The sequence below is a fragment of the Rathayibacter sp. AY1C4 genome (genome assembly GCF_002932195.1).
Classification (GTDB): Bacteria; Actinomycetota; Actinomycetes; order Actinomycetales; family Microbacteriaceae; genus Rathayibacter.
On sequence record NZ_PSWE01000047.1, the window covers coordinates 1 to 15736 of the forward strand.

Consider the following 15736-nt stretch of genomic DNA (forward strand, 5'->3'; position numbering starts at 1 on the left):
GCCCCGTCTCTTCCGTCCCGTCCCGTCCCGTCCCGTCCCGTCCCAGGAGGACCGATGCCGTCCCGCTCCGCCCGCACCACCGGGATCGTCCTCGCCGCCCTGGGACTCGTCGCCGTCGTCCTCGCGATCGTGCTGCTCGTCCGGCCCGCCGGCGGGGGAGCGCCCGGCGCAGCCACGGCGTCCGCGGGCCCGTCCTCGGCGCCGTCCGGGACCGCTCCGGCGACGTCCGCCGCTCCCGGCTCCGCGGAGGCGGCCGACGGCGCCGCCGCCCCCGCACCGACGGTCTCCGCCGCTCCGTCCGGCACCGAGCCGGGCACCGGATCCGACGCTCCTCCCGCGATCGTCTCCTTCGCCTCCACCCCCGCCTCCGTCGACTGCGAGGGCGACCGCACCGCATCCGTCCCGCTCGCCCTGTCGTGGGAGACGAGCGGAGGCGCCACCGCCCGCCTGGCCGTCGGCACCACCGACGCGAGCGCGGGCGAGCCCGTCGACCTCGCGGCGTCCGGCTCCGCCGCCGTCACCGCCGACTGCCGCGACTCCGAGACCCTGATCACCCTCGTCGTCCTCGCCCCCGACGGCACCACCGCCCAGCGCACCCTCGTCGTCCCCGCCTCTTGAACCGCTCCGCCCGCGCGGAGGCGGTCACGGAGGCGTCGAGCGGCCCCGGCACGGCAGAATGGGACACGATGACCTCCACACCCCCTCCGCTCGGCCTGCTCCTCGACGTCGACGGGCCCATCGCGAGCCCCGTCACGCGCACGATCTCGATCCCCGAGATCGCCGACGACCTCGTCACCCTGGCCAACGCCGGCATCCCGATCGTGTTCAACACGGGCCGCTCCGACGCGTTCCTGCGCGAGCGGGTCCTGCCCGCGCTCCTCGAGCGCGGCGTCTCGGCCGAGGCCCGCATCGTCTGCGTCTGCGAGAAGGGCGCCGTCTGGTTCACCGTCGACTACCGCGGCACCTCGGAGCCGATCGTCGACGAGTCGCTCGCGATCCCCGAGCCGGTGGCCCGCGACCTCGAGCGGATGATCCGCTCCGACTACGACGACCTGGTCTTCTTCGACGAGACCAAGCGCGCCATGGTCTCGGCCGAGCAGCTGGTCGACCTGCCGAGCGAGGACTACCTCGAGCGCCAGCTCGTGTTCGACGCCGACGCCCTGCAGATCATGACCGCCGCGGGCCTGGGAGTCGAGCGCCGCGGCATCCGGTACCCGAACGAGGAGGGGACGGTCGACTTCCGCATCGACCCGACCGTCATCTCGACCGACATCGAGTCGAACCGGCTCGGCAAGGACCTCGGCGCCCAGCGCGCCGTGGAGCTGCTCGGAGCGACCGGCGCGATCCCGCAGCGCTGGCGCACGGTCGGCGACTCCCGGAGCGACTACGCGATGGCCGACTGGCTGTTCGAGCACGCCTACGACGTCGCCCACGTCGACGTGCGGCCCGCAGAGGGCGTGCCCGAGAAGCCCTACCCGGTCCTCGTCGTCGACGGAGCCGTGAACGACGCGGCCGGCGCCGCCGTGCTCCGCCGCTGGACGGAGCTCGTCGCCGACGAGACGACGCCCGAGGTCGGCGGCGCGATCTCGCTCCATGCCCGGAGCTGATCCGCAACCCTCGTCCCTCGTCGCTCAGGCCCGTTAGCGTTCGAGCATGAGAATCGCAGTCACCGGTGGATCCGGCAAGCTCGGCCGCCACGTCGTCACCCGCCTCCGCGCCTCCGGGCACGAGGTCTTCAACCTGGACCGTGCGGGGGACCGCGGCGCGGGCTTCGTCCGCATCGACATCGCCGACTACGGCCAGGTCGTGGACGCGCTGCAGTCGGTGAACGACCAGTACGAGGGCATCGACGCGCTCGTGCACCTCGCCGCGATCCCCGCGCCGGGCCTCGTGCCCGACGTCGCCACGTTCCACAACAACATGATCGCGACGTTCAACGCGTTCCACGGAGCGATCCGTGCCGGCATCCGCAACGTCGTCTACGCCTCCAGCGAGACCGTGCTGGGCCTGCCCTTCGACGTCCCGCCGCCCTACATCCCGGTCGACGAGCAGTACCCGGCGCGCCCGGAGTCGGTCTACTCGCTCACCAAGCACCTCGAGGAGCAGATGGCGATCGAGCTGTGCCGCTGGCACCGGGACCTGAAGATCACGGGCCTGCGCTTCTCGAACGTCATGGACGAGGCCGACTACGCCGAGTTCCCGTCGTTCGACTCCGACGCGCTGCTGCGCAAGTGGAACCTCTGGGGCTACATCGACGGACGCGACGGAGCGCAGGCGGTCGAGAAGGCGCTGCTCGCCGAGACGACCGGGTTCGACCGCTTCATCATCGCCGCGGCCGACACCGTGATGACGCGCCCCAACGCCGAGCTGGTGGCCGAGGTGTTCCCCGGCGTCGAGCTGCGCGGCGACCTCGGGACAACCGGCACCCTGCTCTCGATCGACCACGCCCGCGAGGTCCTCGGCTACGCCCCCGAGCACTCCTGGCGCGACTCGCAGCAGGGCTGACCCGCGGACCCGGCGCATCGGGATCCGCGCTGTTCGTCGGTGGGGTGGATCCCGATACGCGGGCTGCGCCCGCTCCTCGATCAGCAGGGGTGCGGTCGGCCCGTGACCGTGCCGGTCGAGGAGCGGCAGCGCGGCGTCTCGAGACCCGCCCCGTTCGTGCGCGGCTCGGCTCGCCGCCCCACGCACGAGCGCGCCCGGTCCGCAGGATGACTGCAGGCCGGGCGCGCTCCGTGGAGCCGAGGATCAGCTCGGGATGTAGTTGAAGGTGTCGGGGTCGGGGCCGGTGCGGTGGCCGCGGTCGAGCGCCGTGATGTCGGTCATCGCCTCGTCGTCGAGCTCGAAGTCGAAGAGGGCGAAGTTCTCCTCCACGCGCTTGCGGGTGACCGACTTCGGGAAGACGATGTCGCCGCGCTGGATGTGCCAGCGGAGCACGACCTGCGCCGGGCTGCGGTCGACGTTGCGCGCGATGCGGGTGATGGTGTCGTCGTCGAGGACGAGGCCCTGCGCGATCGGCGACCAGGCCTCGGTCGCGATGCCGTGCTCGGTGCCGTAGGCGCGGAGCTCCTGCTGCACGAGGTAGGGGTGCACCTCGATCTGGTTCACGGCCGGGACGATGGTCGCCTCGGCGCGGAGCCGGTTGAGGTGGTTGGTCTGGAAGTTGGAGACGCCGATCGCCTTCGCCTTGCCGCTGCGGTAGATCTCCTCCATCGCCTTCCAGGTCTCCAGGTAGTCGCCCACGTTCGGGAGCGGCCAGTGGATGAGGAAGAGGTCGACGTAGTCGAACTGCAGCTCGCCGAGGGTGACGTCGATCGCGGCGAGAGCGTCCTCGCGGGCGTGGAAGCCGTTGTTGAGCTTGCTGGTCACGAAGACCTCGGAGCGGTCGAGGCCGGAGGCGCGGACGGCCTCGCCGACGCCCGCCTCGTTGCCGTACATCTCGGCGGTGTCGATGTGGCGGTAGCCGACCTCGAGGGCCGCCAGGGTCGCGTCCTTGGTCTCGGCCGGGTCGATCTGGAACACGCCGAAGCCCAGCTGCGGGATCTCCACGCCGTTGTTCAGGGTGATCGTGGGGACCGTTGCGGTGTCGTCGCTCATGAGCGAGTACGTCCTTTCGTCGGGGCGAAGGCGCAGTGGAGCCGCGCCGTCGTGCCTCCAGTCCATCGCCTGCGGCTCTCAGCATCAACCCCTTGCGCGCTCGGCGGACATCCAGCTTCCCCGCGGAGGAGGAGTCGGATCCCCTGAGCAGAGGTGCGCCCGCTCCGGGAACGCCGAAGGCCCCCGGCACGGATGCCGGGGGCCTTCGGGGAGCGCGACTTACGCGCGGGACTTGCGGCCGACGATCGCGCCGTAGATGAGGAGGACGACGATCGCACCGACGACGGAGACGATGATGCTCACGATGTTGATGCCGTTGACGGCGTCCTGGATGCCGAACAGCGTGCTGAGGAAGCCGCCGAGCAGCGCGCCCACGATGCCGAGGACGATCGTGATGATCCATCCGCCGCCCTGCTTGCCCGGGAGGATGAGCTTGGCGAGCGCCCCGGCGATGAGGCCGAGGATGATCCAGCTGATGATGCCCATGAGGTTTCTCCTTCAGTTCGTGCTCGATCGGCCGTTCCGATGCGAGCGGAGACACCGGCGGGCCGGTGTCCTGTGAGTCGTGGAAGCGGGGGTCAGCGGAGGCGGCGCTGCACCTTGTCGCGGGCCTTGCTCGCGATGGCGGTGAGCTGCTTGGCCTCGCGCTTGGAGGTCTTCTTGAGCTTCTTGCGGGTCTTCTTCGTGGCCGGGTCGTTCCACACGCCGAGTGCGAGGTGGCGCAGCTCTTCGTAGCGGCCACGGCCGGCGCGGGAGCCGAACACGTAGGCGGTGAAGGCGACCAGTGCCAGCAGGACGAGGCGGGGATTCATGCGGTGGCCCTTCCATCGGAGAGCACCGGGTCGTGCTCGACACCCATTTGACTCTCCTGCGCAATCCGTGACAAACCACGGCCCGACCATTGACAGGGACCCCTCGCATCGTGTTCCGCGTGCGCGTGTACCCGATTCAGCCGCAGGCCGGAGACGTCTCGGCCGGGAAGCGAGCGTGGAGGTAGTGGCCGTAGCCGCCCTCGACCCGGTTGTCGCGGCGGCCGGAGGTGACCACCTCGCCGCGGTCCGTCGCTCCGACCCGGGCGCCGCTCGCGCGCAGCCGCTCGACGAGCAGGACGTCCTCGTGCAGCGGCTCCCGGCCGAAGCCGCCCGCCGCGAGGTATGCGCTCGCGCGGACGCCGAGGTTCGCGCCGTGGATGCTGCCGATCGACTCCTCCCGCGCGCGGACGTCTCGCCAGCGCGAGTAGGCGCCGGGGGAGAGGTCGGCCGGGTCGGGCCGGACCGTGCCGATCAGCGCGTCGTGCCGTCGGGCGTGCTCGACGTGGGCGGCCAGCCAGTCGCGGGGGACCACGGTGTCGGCGTCGGTGTTGGCGATCCACACCTGCTCGAGCGGAGCGGTGACGGAGGAGAGGGCGTGCGCGATCCCGGCGGAGCGGGCGGCGCCGACTCCGCAGCGGGCGAGCTCCAGCACCTCGGCGCCGGCGGCACGGGCCCGCTCGACGGTCGCGTCGGAGCAGCCGTCCGCGGCGACCACGAGGCGCATCCCGATGCCGGCCGCCCGGTGGGCGAGGTGGGTCGCACTGGCCTGGACGGAGGCGATCAGGCCGCCGATCCGCTCCTCCTCGTCGCGCGCGGGCACGACGACCAGCACCTGCGCGAGCCGGCTCACACCAGCCCCGTCCGGCGGGCGACCGAGCGGGAGTCGCGGGCGTGGACCTCGAGCAGGACGTCCTCCTCCTCGTGGCGGGCGAGGCGGTGCAGGCCCAGCTCGGCCACGGCGGACTGCACGGCGTCGCCGCCCAGAGCGAGCCCCTCGATCGGATGCCGCCAGTGCACGGTGACGAGCTCCCCAGCGGGGGCGAGGGCGTCGCGGATGGTGCGCAGCACGCCGGGGAGGGCGTCGCCGAGGTAGTAGCCGACCTCCGAGAGCACGACCAGGTCGAACGGACCCTCCGGCACGCCGCGGGTGATGTCGTGGTGGTCGACCCGCACGTGCTCGAGCGGAGCGAGGCGGCGGGCGGCGCGCTCGACGGCGGCGCTCGACACGTCGATCGCCAGCAGGCTGTCGGCCCGGTCGGCCAGCGCCTCCGCCAGCACGCCGATCGAGGCGCCGATCTCCAGCACCGAGCCGTAGCGCTGCTCCGGCAGGCTCGCGAGGGTCAGGGCGCGCTTGCGCTGCTCGTACCAGCGGCTCGTGTACCCCCACGGGTCCTCGTGGCGGGCATACAGCTCGTCGAAGTAGCTCATGCGATCCTCACCAGCCGGTCGTCCCCGGTGAAGGTGCGCAGGAAGAGCGGATGGAGCACCGGACCGGTCCCGTCGGGCCCGGGGCGGGTCTGGCTGGGGTAGCGGGAGCGGGCACGGCGGGTGCGCTCGAGCAGCTCGTCGTCGAGCGGCAGGCGCACGAGGTCGCCCCACGGCACCTCGGGGTCCTCCGGGACCGCCCAGTGCCACAGCCAGATCGGCGCGGCGAGCAGCGGCTGCCCGAGCTCGCGCGCGACCTCCGCGCAGATCTCGCCGACCACGCGGTGGTCCCGGTGCCCGTCCCCGGTCCAGGTGGAGAGGAGCAGGACGGTCCCGGGGGCGCCGGCCGCCCGCTCGCGCACCTCGCGTGCGATGCGCTCGTGGTGCTCCGGGGTCGCCGAGTCCGGCACGTCGAGGAAGGCGAGCCCGATGCCGGGGCCGAGCTCCGCCAGTGCGTCCGAGGCCTCCCGCCGGCGCTCGGCAGCGAGGTCCGCGTCCCGCTCCCCGTGGGCCGCGGCTCCGTCGGTCACGACGACGACGTCGACCGCGATCCCGCGCCGACGCGCGAGCGCGATGGTGCCGCCGCAGCCGAGGGTCTCGTCGTCGGCGTGCGCCACGACCACCAGGACGCGCCGGATCCCGTCGGGCAGGGTCAGCTCCGGGAGGCGGTCGCGGCGGCCGTCCGCGGTCCAGCGCTCGAGAGGAGTGCCCTCGAGGCGCCCGTCGAAGGGCCGGCTCACCAGGAGGCCGCCTCGCCCGAGGCGAGCACGGCGCGGCCGAGAGCGGCGTCGTCGCGCTCGGCGTGGTGCTGGCGGACGTAGAGCGCGAGGTCGGCGACGCGCTTGGCGTGCTCGGCGTCGAGGGCGAGCGGAGCCGGGCCGAGCGCGCGGCCGGCGCGGAGCAGGATCTCCTCGACCGCTCCGGCGACGCTCGCCCGCACGCGCTTGGCGAGCAGTGAGCCGCGGGGGCCGTCGGCCTCGCCCGCGTCGACCGCCGCGGCGGCCTCGTCCAGCGCCCGGCGCGACGCGGAGAGCGCCGTGTCGATCGCTCCGAGGTGGGCCAGGAGGTGCGGGTCCTCGCGTCGGGCTGCCGCTGCCGCGACGGCCGCCGCGACTCCGAGGGCTCCGCCGTGCCAGCAGGCGGCGACGCCGATGCCGCCCCAGGCGAAGCCGGGCCGCGAGAGGTACCAGCCGGCGTCCCCCACGGGGACGGCGCGGGTGCCGGAGAAGCGGACCGGTCCGCTGGGCACCTCCGTCAGGCCCCGCGCGTGCCAGGCGTCCTGCTCCGGCGTCGCCGACCCGTCGCGCAGCGCCACGGCGAAGAGGCGGCGCTCGCCGGAGGCGTCGCCGACGTGGGCGGTGACGAGGGCGGCGTCGAGGCGGTCGGCCAGCGAGCACCAGGGCTTCACTCCGTCGAGCAGCCAGTCGCCGTCGCTCTCGCGCGCGACCAGAGGATCCCCGCCGCCCTCGGCCGCGAAGACCCCCCAGGCGGCGTCGGCGGCGACTCCGAGTCCGGACGGGTCGAGCTCCGCCTCGCCGAGGATCGCGAGAGCGTCGAGGTGCGGCTCCACCGCGCGCGCGACGCCGAGGTCGTGCCGAGCCAGGCGCTCGAGGAGACCGTGCAGCTCGGCGGTGCGACCGGTGCCGGGCCGGGGCGCGTCGGCGCTCAGACCGCGCGCGAAGCCGAGCGCGCCGTCGACGTCGTGGGGGAGGAGAGAGGAGGAGTGCTGGTCCATCGCCTCCGAAACTACGCAGTCGAGCGGGCGGCGTCCGGCGATTGTCCCCGAACGGACGGGGTGCTAAGCGTCAGATGTCAAGGTCGTTGATCCTGTGCAGGAGAGAGGCGAAGAGCTCGACGTCGGCGAGCGCCCAGCTGCGCAGCTCCTCGTGCATCAGCGCCTGGTTCGAGCTGCGGATCTCGCGCAGCCGCGCGGCGGTCGCCGGAGTCACCGAGAGGATCGTGGCGCGGCCGTCCTGCGGGTCGGGGGTGCGCTCGAGGAAGCCGAGGCGGTCGAGCGCCGTGATCTGGCGGCTGAGCGCCGACTTGTCCATCTCGAGGAGCTCGGCCAGCACGCCCGAGTGCACGGGTCCGCGGCGCTCGAGCGCCGAGATCGTCTTGTAGCCCAGTGGCGTCAGCTCCGGGTGGAGACGCTCGGCGTAGGAGCGCATCGCCGCCCGCACACGGTTGAAGAGGGTGCTGAGCTCGCCCTCCACCGAGGCGATCGCGGAGTCGACGTCGCGGGCGGAGTCGGGGGTCGGGCCGGTCATGCCTCCAGCATCCCGCGCGAGGACCCTCCTCCTCGACTTGCGCCCGCGCGCCGCGATGACGTACGCTTCCCGAAGCCAAAGACCGCCGGTTTCCGGTGTGCGCACGAGCAGGGCCCCGGCCCCGCGGATCGCCACCGGACGAAGGATTCGCGAAGCGAATTGCCCGCGCAGGTGCACGAGTTCAGTTCCGCCTCACCGCGATCCCGAAGCTCCGCGCCCCTGTGCCGGAGCTTTTTTCTTTGCCTGCCTTCGGGCTACCGGCACGAGAATTCACAGGAGTAGCCATGGCGAACAAGGAAGCCTCGGTTGCCGAACTCACGGAGAAGTTCCAGAGCTCGACGGCCGTTCTGCTGACCGAGTACCGCGGTCTCACTGTTGCTCAGCTCAAGACGCTGCGCAAGGACATCAGTGAGCACGCAACCTACGCCGTGGTGAAGAACACGCTGACCAAGATCGCGGCGAACAACGCCGGTATCTCGTCCTTCGACGACGAGCTCGCTGGCCCCTCGGCCATCGCGTTCGTGCACGGCGACCCTGTCGCCGTCGCGAAGTCGCTGCGTGCCTTCGCCAAGGCAAACCCTCTCCTCGTGGTCAAGGGCGGTTACTTCGACGGTAACCCGCTGACCGCAGAAGAGGTGGGCAAGCTCGCCGACCTCGAGTCCCGCGAAGTTCTGCTCGGCAAGCTCGCCGGCGCCTTCAAGGCCTCGCTGTTCGGCGCCGCATATCTGTTCAACGCTCCGCTCTCGAAGGCCGTTCGCACGGTCGAGGCGCTGCGCGAGAAGCAGGAGTCCGCGAGCTGACGTCTTCCCCTTCCGGGAAGCAGTGCGCGCGCGGTTCGTAGACAAAGAAAAACAAGGAGAAAAATCATGGCAAAGCTCACGCAGGACGAGCTCATCGAGGCCTTCAAGGAGCTCACGCTCATCGAGCTCTCGGAGTTCGTCAAGAAGTTCGAAGAGGTCTTCGAGGTCACCGCTGCGGCGCCCGTCGCCGCCGCCGGTGTGGCCGGCCCGGCCGCCCCCGCCGAAGAGGTCGAGGAGCAGACCGAGTTCGACGTCGTGCTCGAGGCCGCCGGCGAGAAGAAGATCCAGGTCATCAAGGAGGTGCGCGCCCTCACCAGCCTCGGCCTCGGTGAGGCGAAGGCGCTCGTCGACGGTGCCCCCAAGGCGGTCCTCGAGGCCGTCAACAAGGAGACCGCCGAGAAGGCCAAGGCTCAGCTCGAGGGCGCCGGCGCGACCGTCACCGTCAAGTAATCCCCTTCACCCGTCGCGGGTGCCGGCTCCGGTCGGTCGCTCGTCAGGGTGACGCAGGCGCGCCTGCAGACGCAGGGCGTCGTCTCCTCGGAGGCGGCGCCCTTCGTCGTTCCCGGCCGTTGGCGGCGCGCGCCCCTAGGATCGGAGCGTGACTGCTCACGATCTGCTCGCCGGGCTCCCCGCCCGCGACGTCCCGCCCAGCGAGGTCTCGCTCAGCGAGCTCCTGAGCGACTTCGTCTCGGTGACGCACCGGATCACCCGCCTCGCCGCCCAGGCGACCGGCAACCAGGAGTCGCAGGCCGTCTGGCGCACGCTCTCGGTGCTCCTCTCGATGGGCCCGATGCGCCTGGGGGAGCTCGCCTCCCAGAGCCGCGTCTCGCAGCCCACGATGACCAAGATCGTGAAGAACCTCGTCGAGACCGGCTGGCTCGACCGCATCGCCGATCCCCTCGACGCGCGCGCCTGGCAGATCCGCCTGGCTCCCGCCGGCGCGGACGCGCTGAACGCCTGGCGGACCGACCTCGGCGACGCGCTGACGCCGATCTTCGCCGATCTGACTCCGGAGGACCGCCGCGTCCTCGAGCGCGCCGTCGAGATCATGCACGAGCGCCTCGTCGTCGGCCCGCGCGACTGACCCCCTCCCGCACGGTTCCGCCGCGCGGCACACTGGTCGCGTGCAGATGCGACTCGAGCTCGTCCCCCTCCCCGTCAGCGACGTCGACCGCGCGGTCGCCTTCTACACGGAGGTGATGGGCTTCCACCTCGACCACGACGTGCGGCCCTCCGCCGCGATGCGCGTGGTCCAGCTCACCCCGCCCGGCTCGGCCTGCTCGATCGTGGTCGGCAGCGGGATGGGCCCCGGTCCGGAGGAGGGCGTCGTCCGCTCCCTCCACCTCGTCGTCGACGACATCGCCGCCGCTCGCGCGGAGCTCGTCGGCCGCTCGCTCGAGATCAGCGAGGTCCAGGACCTGGGCGGCGTGCAGTACGCGTACTTCGCCGATCCGGACGGCAACACCTGGGCGCTCCAGGAGATCGGGAGCAGGACGCCCCCGGAGTGAGTCAGTCCTCGGGCCAGCGGACCCGGGCGTCGACGTCCGGGTGCTTGCGCAGCCAGGCCGCGACGAAGGGGCAGCGCGGGACGACCGTGCCGCCCGCCTCCGTGATCGCGGTGACCGCGGCCCGCGCGAGGATGCTCCCGAGGCCGTGGCCCTCCCACGCGTCGTCGACGACGGTGTGGGTGAGCGTCACCTCGTCGCCCTGGCGGGTGTACGCGGCGAAGCCGGCCGGGGTGCCGCCGACCTCGATCACGAAGCGGGACCGCTCGGGGACGTCGCGGACGGTGGGGGTGTCGGAGTCGCTCATGCTCCGATTCTCGCTCCCCGCGGCGCCGAGGTGCTGGTGCGGATCACCAGCGAGGCGGGGATCAGCGTGTGGCGGGCCGGGGGAGGGGGCTCGCCGCGACCGAGGGCGGCCAGCGCGTCCAGCACCAGCGCGACCGCGAGCTCGCCCTGCTGACGCGGGTCCTGGCGGATCGAGCTGAGACCGAAGAGCTCGGCGAGGGGGTGGTCGTCGATCCCGATGACGGAGACGTCCTCGGGCACCGAGAGGCCGAGCTCGCGCGCCGCGAGGATGATCCCGATCGCGATCTCGTCGGAGGCGGCGAAGATCGCCGTCGGCCGGGTCCGCGGGTCGCCGAGGACCTGCCGTCCGGCGCTGTGCCCGCCGGGGATGTCGAAGGTGGTGGGCACGATGTCCTGCGCGCCCGGCTCGAGGCCGGCGGCGGCGAGCGCCTGGCGGAAGCCGTCGCGGCGCTGCGTGTGGACGTGGAAGTCCATCTCCTCCTCCGCGAGCCCGCCGATGTGGACGACCCGCTCATGGCCGAGGGAGAGCAGGTGCTCCGTGGCGAGGCGGGAGGCGGCGACGTCGTCGATGCTGAAGGTGGGGATGCCGGGGAGCTCGCCGCCTATGCCGACGATGGGCTTGCCCAGGGCGAGGAGCGCCTCCGTCTCGTGCGGCGATATCTCGAGGGTGACGGCGACGATCGCGTCGACGCGCTTGCGGACGAGGTAGTACTCGAACACGCTCCGGCGGGCGTCGAGGTGCTTGTCGATGTTGTAGAGGAGCAGGTCGTAGCCGGCGGCGAGCAGGGCGCGCTCGATGCCCTCGATGATCCCGGCGAAGAACCACTGGTTGATGATCGGGATGATCACGGCGATGTTGTTGCTGCGGCCGGTGACGAGGCTGGAGGCGTTGGCGGAGACGACGTAGCCCAGGCTCGTCGCGGCGCGCTCGACGCGCTGCTTCGTCCCCGCGGAGACGTAGCCCCGGCCGCTGAGCGCGCGCGAGACCGTCGCCTTCGACACTCCTGCGAGCTCGGCCACCTCTTCGATGCCTGGCACGGCGTTCCTCCCGACCGTCCGGCCTCGATGCTGGAAACGGTTCCAGGAAGTTATACCCCGCCCGGCGGCCGGGCGTCGCGCCGAGATCGACCTCCGCCCGGCCCGGCCGCCGCGATCGCTGTTCTGACGCCGAATCGTTATCTCAGAGAGCGCTCTATCACCGGCGTTGTGCTTTCATCGTTCTTGTGGAAAGGTTTCCCTCCGTGGGAGCCCACCCACACGAATCCGGTGATCCGCTCGGAGTTCCTCCTGGCATCGCCATCACCAGCATCCGAGTCGTCGCGGCACACGCTTCGAGCCGCCACAGCCTCCCGATCCCGATCGGCGAGGAGCGGCCTGCTCGGCTGGTTCCACCACTCAATGAGGAGGAAGAATGCGGTCATCCCTGCACCGCCGTATCACCGTCCCGGTCGCCGTTCTGGCAGCGGCCGGCATCGCACTCGCGGGCTGCTCCAGCAGCAGTGACCCCAACGACCCGAACGCCGGCGGCGGCAGCTCGGCCGGCACGGTCGGCACCGCCGACGGCGTCGTCAACGTCTACGGCACCATCAACGGCGACGAGGCCACCCTTCTCGAGCAGTCCTGGGCGGACTGGGAGAAGGAGAGCGGCATCGAGATCAAGTACACGGGCGACAAGGAGTTCGAGAAGCAGATCGGCATCAAGGTCCAGGGTGGCGACACCCCCGACCTCGCGATCTTCCCGCAGCCGGGTCTGCTCGCCGACACCGTCGCCTCCGGCAAGGTGCAGGAGCTCCCCGAGGGCGCCCTCGCCAACGTCAAGCAGAACTGGTCCGAGGACTGGCAGAAGTACGGCCAGGTCGACGGCACCCAGTACGGCGCGCCGCTGATGGCGTCCGTCAAGGGCTACATCTGGTACTCCCCAGCCAAGTTCAAGGAGTGGGGCGTCTCCGTTCCCACGACGTGGGACGAGATGGAGGCGCTCGGCAAGACGATCGCCGAGAAGACCGGCGGACCGTCCTGGTGCGCGGGCTTCAACTCCGGTGAGGCCTCCGGCTGGCCCGGAACCGACTGGATCGAGGACGCCGTCCTCCGCGAGGCCGGCCCCGACGTCTACGACTCCTGGGTCGCGGGCGACACCCCCTTCACCGACCCGGCCATCAAGTCCGCGTTCGACTCCGTCGGATCGATCCTCCTCGACCCGACCCTCGTCAACGCCGGCTACGGCGATGTGAAGTCGATCAACTCCACCGCCTTCGGCGACGTCGCCCAGAACATGGCGAACGGCACCTGCGCGCTGACCCACCAGGCCTCGTTCTTCGAGGGCTTCCTGACCTCGGCCGGCGCCAACGTGGCCGAGGACGGCGACGTGTGGGCCTTCCTCACCCCGCCGGTCAAGGCCGACGACGCCCAGGCCGTCACCGGTGGTGGCGAGATGGTCGCCGCGTTCTCGAACGACGAGGACACCGCGAAGGTCCAGGAGTACCTGGCCAGCGCCGACTGGGCCAACAGCCGCGTCTCCCTCGGCGGCGTCATCTCCGCGAACACCGGTCTCGACCCGGCCAACGCGGGCAGCGACGTCCTGAAGGACTCCATCGCGATCCTCCAGAACCCGGACACCACGTTCCGCTTCGACGCGTCCGACCTCATGCCGAAGGCAGTGGGCTCGGACAGCTTCTTCAAGGGCATGGTCGACTGGATCGACGGCACGAGCACCGACCAGGCGCTCGAGGAGATCCAGGCCGGCTACACCTCCTAGCAGCGGAGCAGAGCCGCCGCTCCCGAGTGGCGGCTCAGCTGTGACGGCCCGGCCCCCGGATCCACGGATCCCGCGGCCGGGCCCCTCCTGAGTCCAGAGTCGCACTCGAAAGGGCGTCCATGTCCCCCATCACCATCTCGGGGTTCTTCCAATGGCTGGCGGGAATCCCGCCGCTCGCGCAGATCCCGCTCATCCTCCTGGCCTTCGCGGCCGTGGTGGCGCTCATCCTCTTCTTCGTCGAGATCGCGCCCCGCCGCGGCACCGGCTACACGGTCCTCCGGCTCGCGGTCACGGTCGTCCTGCCGGTCGTCCTCCTGCTGGTCTTCGGCCTCTACAACTCCGTCCTCTGGGTCGCGGTGGTGGCCGCCGTCATCGGCGGCGCGCTGTTCCTGCTCGACTTCCGGTCCCGCAAAGGCGCGGGCTACGGACTCCAGCTCATCGCGTTCATGGCACCGGCCGCCTTCTTCATCCTCATCGGCCTGATCTACCCGACGATCACGACGGCCATCAACGCGTTCATGAAGAACGACGGCTCCGGATTCGCCGGCATCGACAACTTCGTCTGGGTCTTCACCAGCCCCGACGGCATCACCGCCTTCCTCAACACGGTGGTCTGGGTGCTCCTGGCCCCGATCACGGCGACCGCGATCGGTCTCGCCTACGCGGTCTTCATCGACAAGAGCCGCGGCGAGAAGTTCTTCAAGCTGCTGGTCTTCATGCCGATGGCGATCTCGTTCGTCGGCGCGTCGATCATCTTCAAGTTCTTCTACGACGTGCGCCAGGGCGAGCAGATCGGCCTCCTCAACGGCATCCTCACCGCCTTCGGCGCCCCGCCGGTCGACTGGCTGGGACTCGAGCCGTGGAACACGCTGTTCCTCGTCGTCGTCCTCATCTGGACCCAGGCCGGATTCGCCATGACGGTGCTCTCCGCCGCCATCAAGGGCGTCCCCTCCGAGCAGCTCGAAGCGGCCTCGCTCGACGGAACCAGCGCGTGGCAGTCCTTCTGGAACGTCACCGTCCCCGGCATCCGCTCCTCGATCGTGGTCGTCCTCACGACGATCTCGATCGCGTCGCTGAAGGTCTTCGACATCGTCTCGGCGATGACCGGTGGCCGCTCCGACACCACGGTCCTCGCGTTCGAGATGGTCCGCCAGTTCCAGCTCGGCGCCCGCAGCGGCTACAGCGCGGCCCTCGCGGTCATCCTGTTCCTGCTCGTGCTCCCGATCGTCGTCTACAACGCCCGCCAGCTCGCCAAGCAGAGGGAGATCCGATGAGCGTCACGCCCACTCCGATCCAGGTTCCGGTCGACCGCAGCACCGAGCGCGCGCTCGCCCGCGGCGAGTCCAGGATCGAGGCGGCCAGCGGCAAGGTGAAGAAGGCGACGACGTCGCGCGGCGCCACCCTCGCCGCGCTGATCATCGCCGTCATCTGGACCGTCCCCACCCTCGGTCTGTTCATCTCGTCGTTCCGCCCCGCGAACGACATCAAGACGACCGGCTGGTGGACGATCTTCGCCAACCCCGGCTTCACCCTCGACAACTACGCGAACGCGCTCAACTCCGGCGACAGCCTGACCCTGGGCAAGGCGTTCGTGAACTCGCTGGTCATCACGCTGCCGGCGGCGCTGATCCCGATCACGATCGCCAGCCTCGCCGCCTACGCGTTCGCCTGGATCGACTTCAAGGGCCGCAACACGCTCTTCGTCCTCGTGTTCTCACTCCAGATCGTCCCCATCCAGATGGCGCTCGTGCCGCTGCTGCAGCTGTTCTCGGACGGCCTGCGCATCGGAGGGCTCTACATCCTCCCCGGCCTCGGGGTGAACGGGTTGGACGGCTCCTACGCGAAGGTGTGGATCGCGCACACGATCTTCGCGCTCCCGCTCGCGATCTTCATGCTCCACAACTTCATCTCCGAGATCCCCGGCGAGGTCATCGAAGCGGCACGAGTGGACGGCGCCGGACACGGCCAGATCTTCTTCCGCATCGTGCTCCCGCTCTCGGTCCCCGCCATCGCCTCCTTCGGCATCTTCCAGTTCCTCTGGGTCTGGAACGACCTGCTGGTCGCGACGGTCTTCACCTCCGGACAAGGGCTGCCGATCACGAAGGCGCTGCAGGACCTCACCGGCTCCTACGGCCAATCGTGGGAGCTGCTCACGGCCGGCGCGTTCATCTCGATCATCGTGCCGCTCATCGTGTTCTTCTCCCTCCAGAGGTTCTTCGTCCGCGGCCTCCTCGCCGGCGCCACCAAGGGCTGACGACCCGCGGGGGTG

Annotated in this window: 20 protein-coding genes; 10 read left to right on the plus strand and 10 right to left on the minus strand. The window is 71.0% G+C overall.

Annotated features, from left to right (window positions below):
- The first annotated feature begins 54 nt into the window (after positions 1-54).
- From C5C99_RS16005 to C5C99_RS16015, 3 genes are all read left to right on the plus strand, one after another.
- Positions 55-618, plus strand: a complete 564-nt coding sequence (locus C5C99_RS16005) for a hypothetical protein (RefSeq protein ID WP_104340396.1) — start codon at positions 55-57, stop codon at positions 616-618.
- Positions 619-686: 68 nt separating this feature from the next.
- A complete protein-coding gene (locus tag C5C99_RS16010) occupies positions 687-1607 on the plus strand; it encodes a hypothetical protein (RefSeq protein ID WP_104234599.1) in 921 nt (306 codons plus the stop codon).
- Between the two features lie 46 nt (positions 1608-1653).
- Positions 1654-2505 carry an NAD(P)-dependent oxidoreductase gene (locus C5C99_RS16015; protein ID WP_104340397.1) on the plus strand — a complete coding sequence of 284 codons (852 nt, stop codon included), beginning with the start codon at positions 1654-1656 and terminating at the stop codon, positions 2503-2505.
- 243 nt (positions 2506-2748) lie between these two features.
- On the opposite strand, the gene C5C99_RS16020 is transcribed toward C5C99_RS16015, so the two are convergent.
- From C5C99_RS16020 to C5C99_RS16055, 8 genes are all read right to left on the minus strand, one after another.
- Complete coding sequence (locus C5C99_RS16020; protein ID WP_104248244.1) at positions 2749-3597, minus strand: aldo/keto reductase; 849 nt, start codon at positions 3595-3597, stop codon at positions 2749-2751.
- 219 nt (positions 3598-3816) lie between these two features.
- Positions 3817-4083 carry a GlsB/YeaQ/YmgE family stress response membrane protein gene (locus C5C99_RS16025; RefSeq protein WP_104224330.1) on the minus strand — a complete coding sequence of 89 codons (267 nt, stop codon included), beginning with the start codon at positions 4081-4083 and terminating at the stop codon, positions 3817-3819.
- 92 nt (positions 4084-4175) lie between these two features.
- Positions 4176-4409: a hypothetical protein gene (locus tag C5C99_RS16030; RefSeq protein ID WP_104227476.1), complete on the minus strand. Its 234-nt coding sequence runs from the start codon at positions 4407-4409 to the stop codon at positions 4176-4178.
- A 136-nt stretch (positions 4410-4545) separates the two neighbouring features.
- Positions 4546-5259, minus strand: coding sequence for a glycosyltransferase family 2 protein (locus C5C99_RS16035; protein WP_104340398.1), 714 nt, complete (start codon positions 5257-5259; stop codon positions 4546-4548).
- The gene (locus C5C99_RS16040; protein ID WP_104340399.1) at positions 5256-5837 is read right to left on the minus strand and encodes a class I SAM-dependent methyltransferase; all 582 of its coding nucleotides are present in this window, start codon (positions 5835-5837) and stop codon (positions 5256-5258) included. The genes C5C99_RS16035 and C5C99_RS16040 overlap by 4 nt, the downstream gene beginning before the upstream one ends.
- Positions 5834-6574 (minus strand): PIG-L deacetylase family protein, encoded by a 741-nt coding sequence (locus C5C99_RS16045; RefSeq protein WP_181027272.1) that lies wholly within the window; start codon positions 6572-6574, stop codon positions 5834-5836. The genes C5C99_RS16040 and C5C99_RS16045 overlap by 4 nt, the downstream gene beginning before the upstream one ends.
- The gene (locus tag C5C99_RS16050) at positions 6571-7569 is read right to left on the minus strand and encodes an acyl-CoA dehydrogenase (RefSeq protein ID WP_219812390.1); all 999 of its coding nucleotides are present in this window, start codon (positions 7567-7569) and stop codon (positions 6571-6573) included. The genes C5C99_RS16045 and C5C99_RS16050 overlap by 4 nt, the downstream gene beginning before the upstream one ends.
- A 70-nt stretch (positions 7570-7639) precedes the next feature.
- A complete protein-coding gene (locus tag C5C99_RS16055) occupies positions 7640-8101 on the minus strand; it encodes a MarR family winged helix-turn-helix transcriptional regulator (RefSeq protein WP_104224334.1) in 462 nt (153 codons plus the stop codon).
- Between the two features lie 284 nt (positions 8102-8385).
- Here C5C99_RS16055 and rplJ point away from each other — a divergent pair, with 284 nt between their 5' ends.
- The 4 genes from rplJ (at position 8386) to C5C99_RS16075 (ending at position 10409) form a co-directional block, all read left to right on the plus strand.
- A complete protein-coding gene (gene rplJ / locus C5C99_RS16060) occupies positions 8386-8901 on the plus strand; it encodes a 50S ribosomal protein L10 (protein ID WP_055791018.1) in 516 nt (171 codons plus the stop codon).
- A gap of 66 nt (positions 8902-8967) precedes the next feature.
- Positions 8968-9351, plus strand: coding sequence for a 50S ribosomal protein L7/L12 (gene rplL, locus C5C99_RS16065; protein WP_104224335.1), 384 nt, complete (start codon positions 8968-8970; stop codon positions 9349-9351).
- 148 nt (positions 9352-9499) lie between these two features.
- Positions 9500-9985 carry a MarR family winged helix-turn-helix transcriptional regulator gene (locus C5C99_RS16070; protein WP_244229591.1) on the plus strand — a complete coding sequence of 162 codons (486 nt, stop codon included), beginning with the start codon at positions 9500-9502 and terminating at the stop codon, positions 9983-9985.
- A gap of 40 nt (positions 9986-10025) precedes the next feature.
- Positions 10026-10409 (plus strand): VOC family protein, encoded by a 384-nt coding sequence (locus C5C99_RS16075; RefSeq protein ID WP_181074635.1) that lies wholly within the window; start codon positions 10026-10028, stop codon positions 10407-10409.
- 1 nt (position 10410) lies between these two features.
- On the opposite strand, the gene C5C99_RS16080 is transcribed toward C5C99_RS16075, so the two are convergent.
- Together C5C99_RS16080 and C5C99_RS16085 are read right to left on the minus strand one after the other, a co-directional pair.
- A complete protein-coding gene (locus C5C99_RS16080) occupies positions 10411-10713 on the minus strand; it encodes a GNAT family N-acetyltransferase (RefSeq protein WP_104224336.1) in 303 nt (100 codons plus the stop codon).
- Positions 10710-11750: a LacI family DNA-binding transcriptional regulator gene (locus C5C99_RS16085; RefSeq protein ID WP_104224337.1), complete on the minus strand. Its 1041-nt coding sequence runs from the start codon at positions 11748-11750 to the stop codon at positions 10710-10712. Before C5C99_RS16085 ends, C5C99_RS16080 begins: the two co-directional genes overlap by 4 nt.
- 373 nt (positions 11751-12123) lie before the next feature.
- Between C5C99_RS16085 and C5C99_RS16090 the strand changes: the two genes are divergently transcribed.
- The 3 genes from C5C99_RS16090 (at position 12124) to C5C99_RS16100 (ending at position 15721) form a co-directional block, all read left to right on the plus strand.
- The gene (locus C5C99_RS16090) at positions 12124-13467 is read left to right on the plus strand and encodes an ABC transporter substrate-binding protein (RefSeq protein WP_104227181.1); all 1344 of its coding nucleotides are present in this window, start codon (positions 12124-12126) and stop codon (positions 13465-13467) included.
- A 119-nt stretch (positions 13468-13586) separates the two neighbouring features.
- Entirely contained in the window at positions 13587-14741 is a 1155-nt protein-coding gene (locus tag C5C99_RS16095; RefSeq protein WP_181027270.1) for a carbohydrate ABC transporter permease, read from the plus strand.
- Positions 14738-15721, plus strand: a complete 984-nt coding sequence (locus tag C5C99_RS16100) for a carbohydrate ABC transporter permease (protein WP_104224339.1) — start codon at positions 14738-14740, stop codon at positions 15719-15721. Before C5C99_RS16095 ends, C5C99_RS16100 begins: the two co-directional genes overlap by 4 nt.
- Positions 15722-15736: the final 15 nt, after the last annotated feature.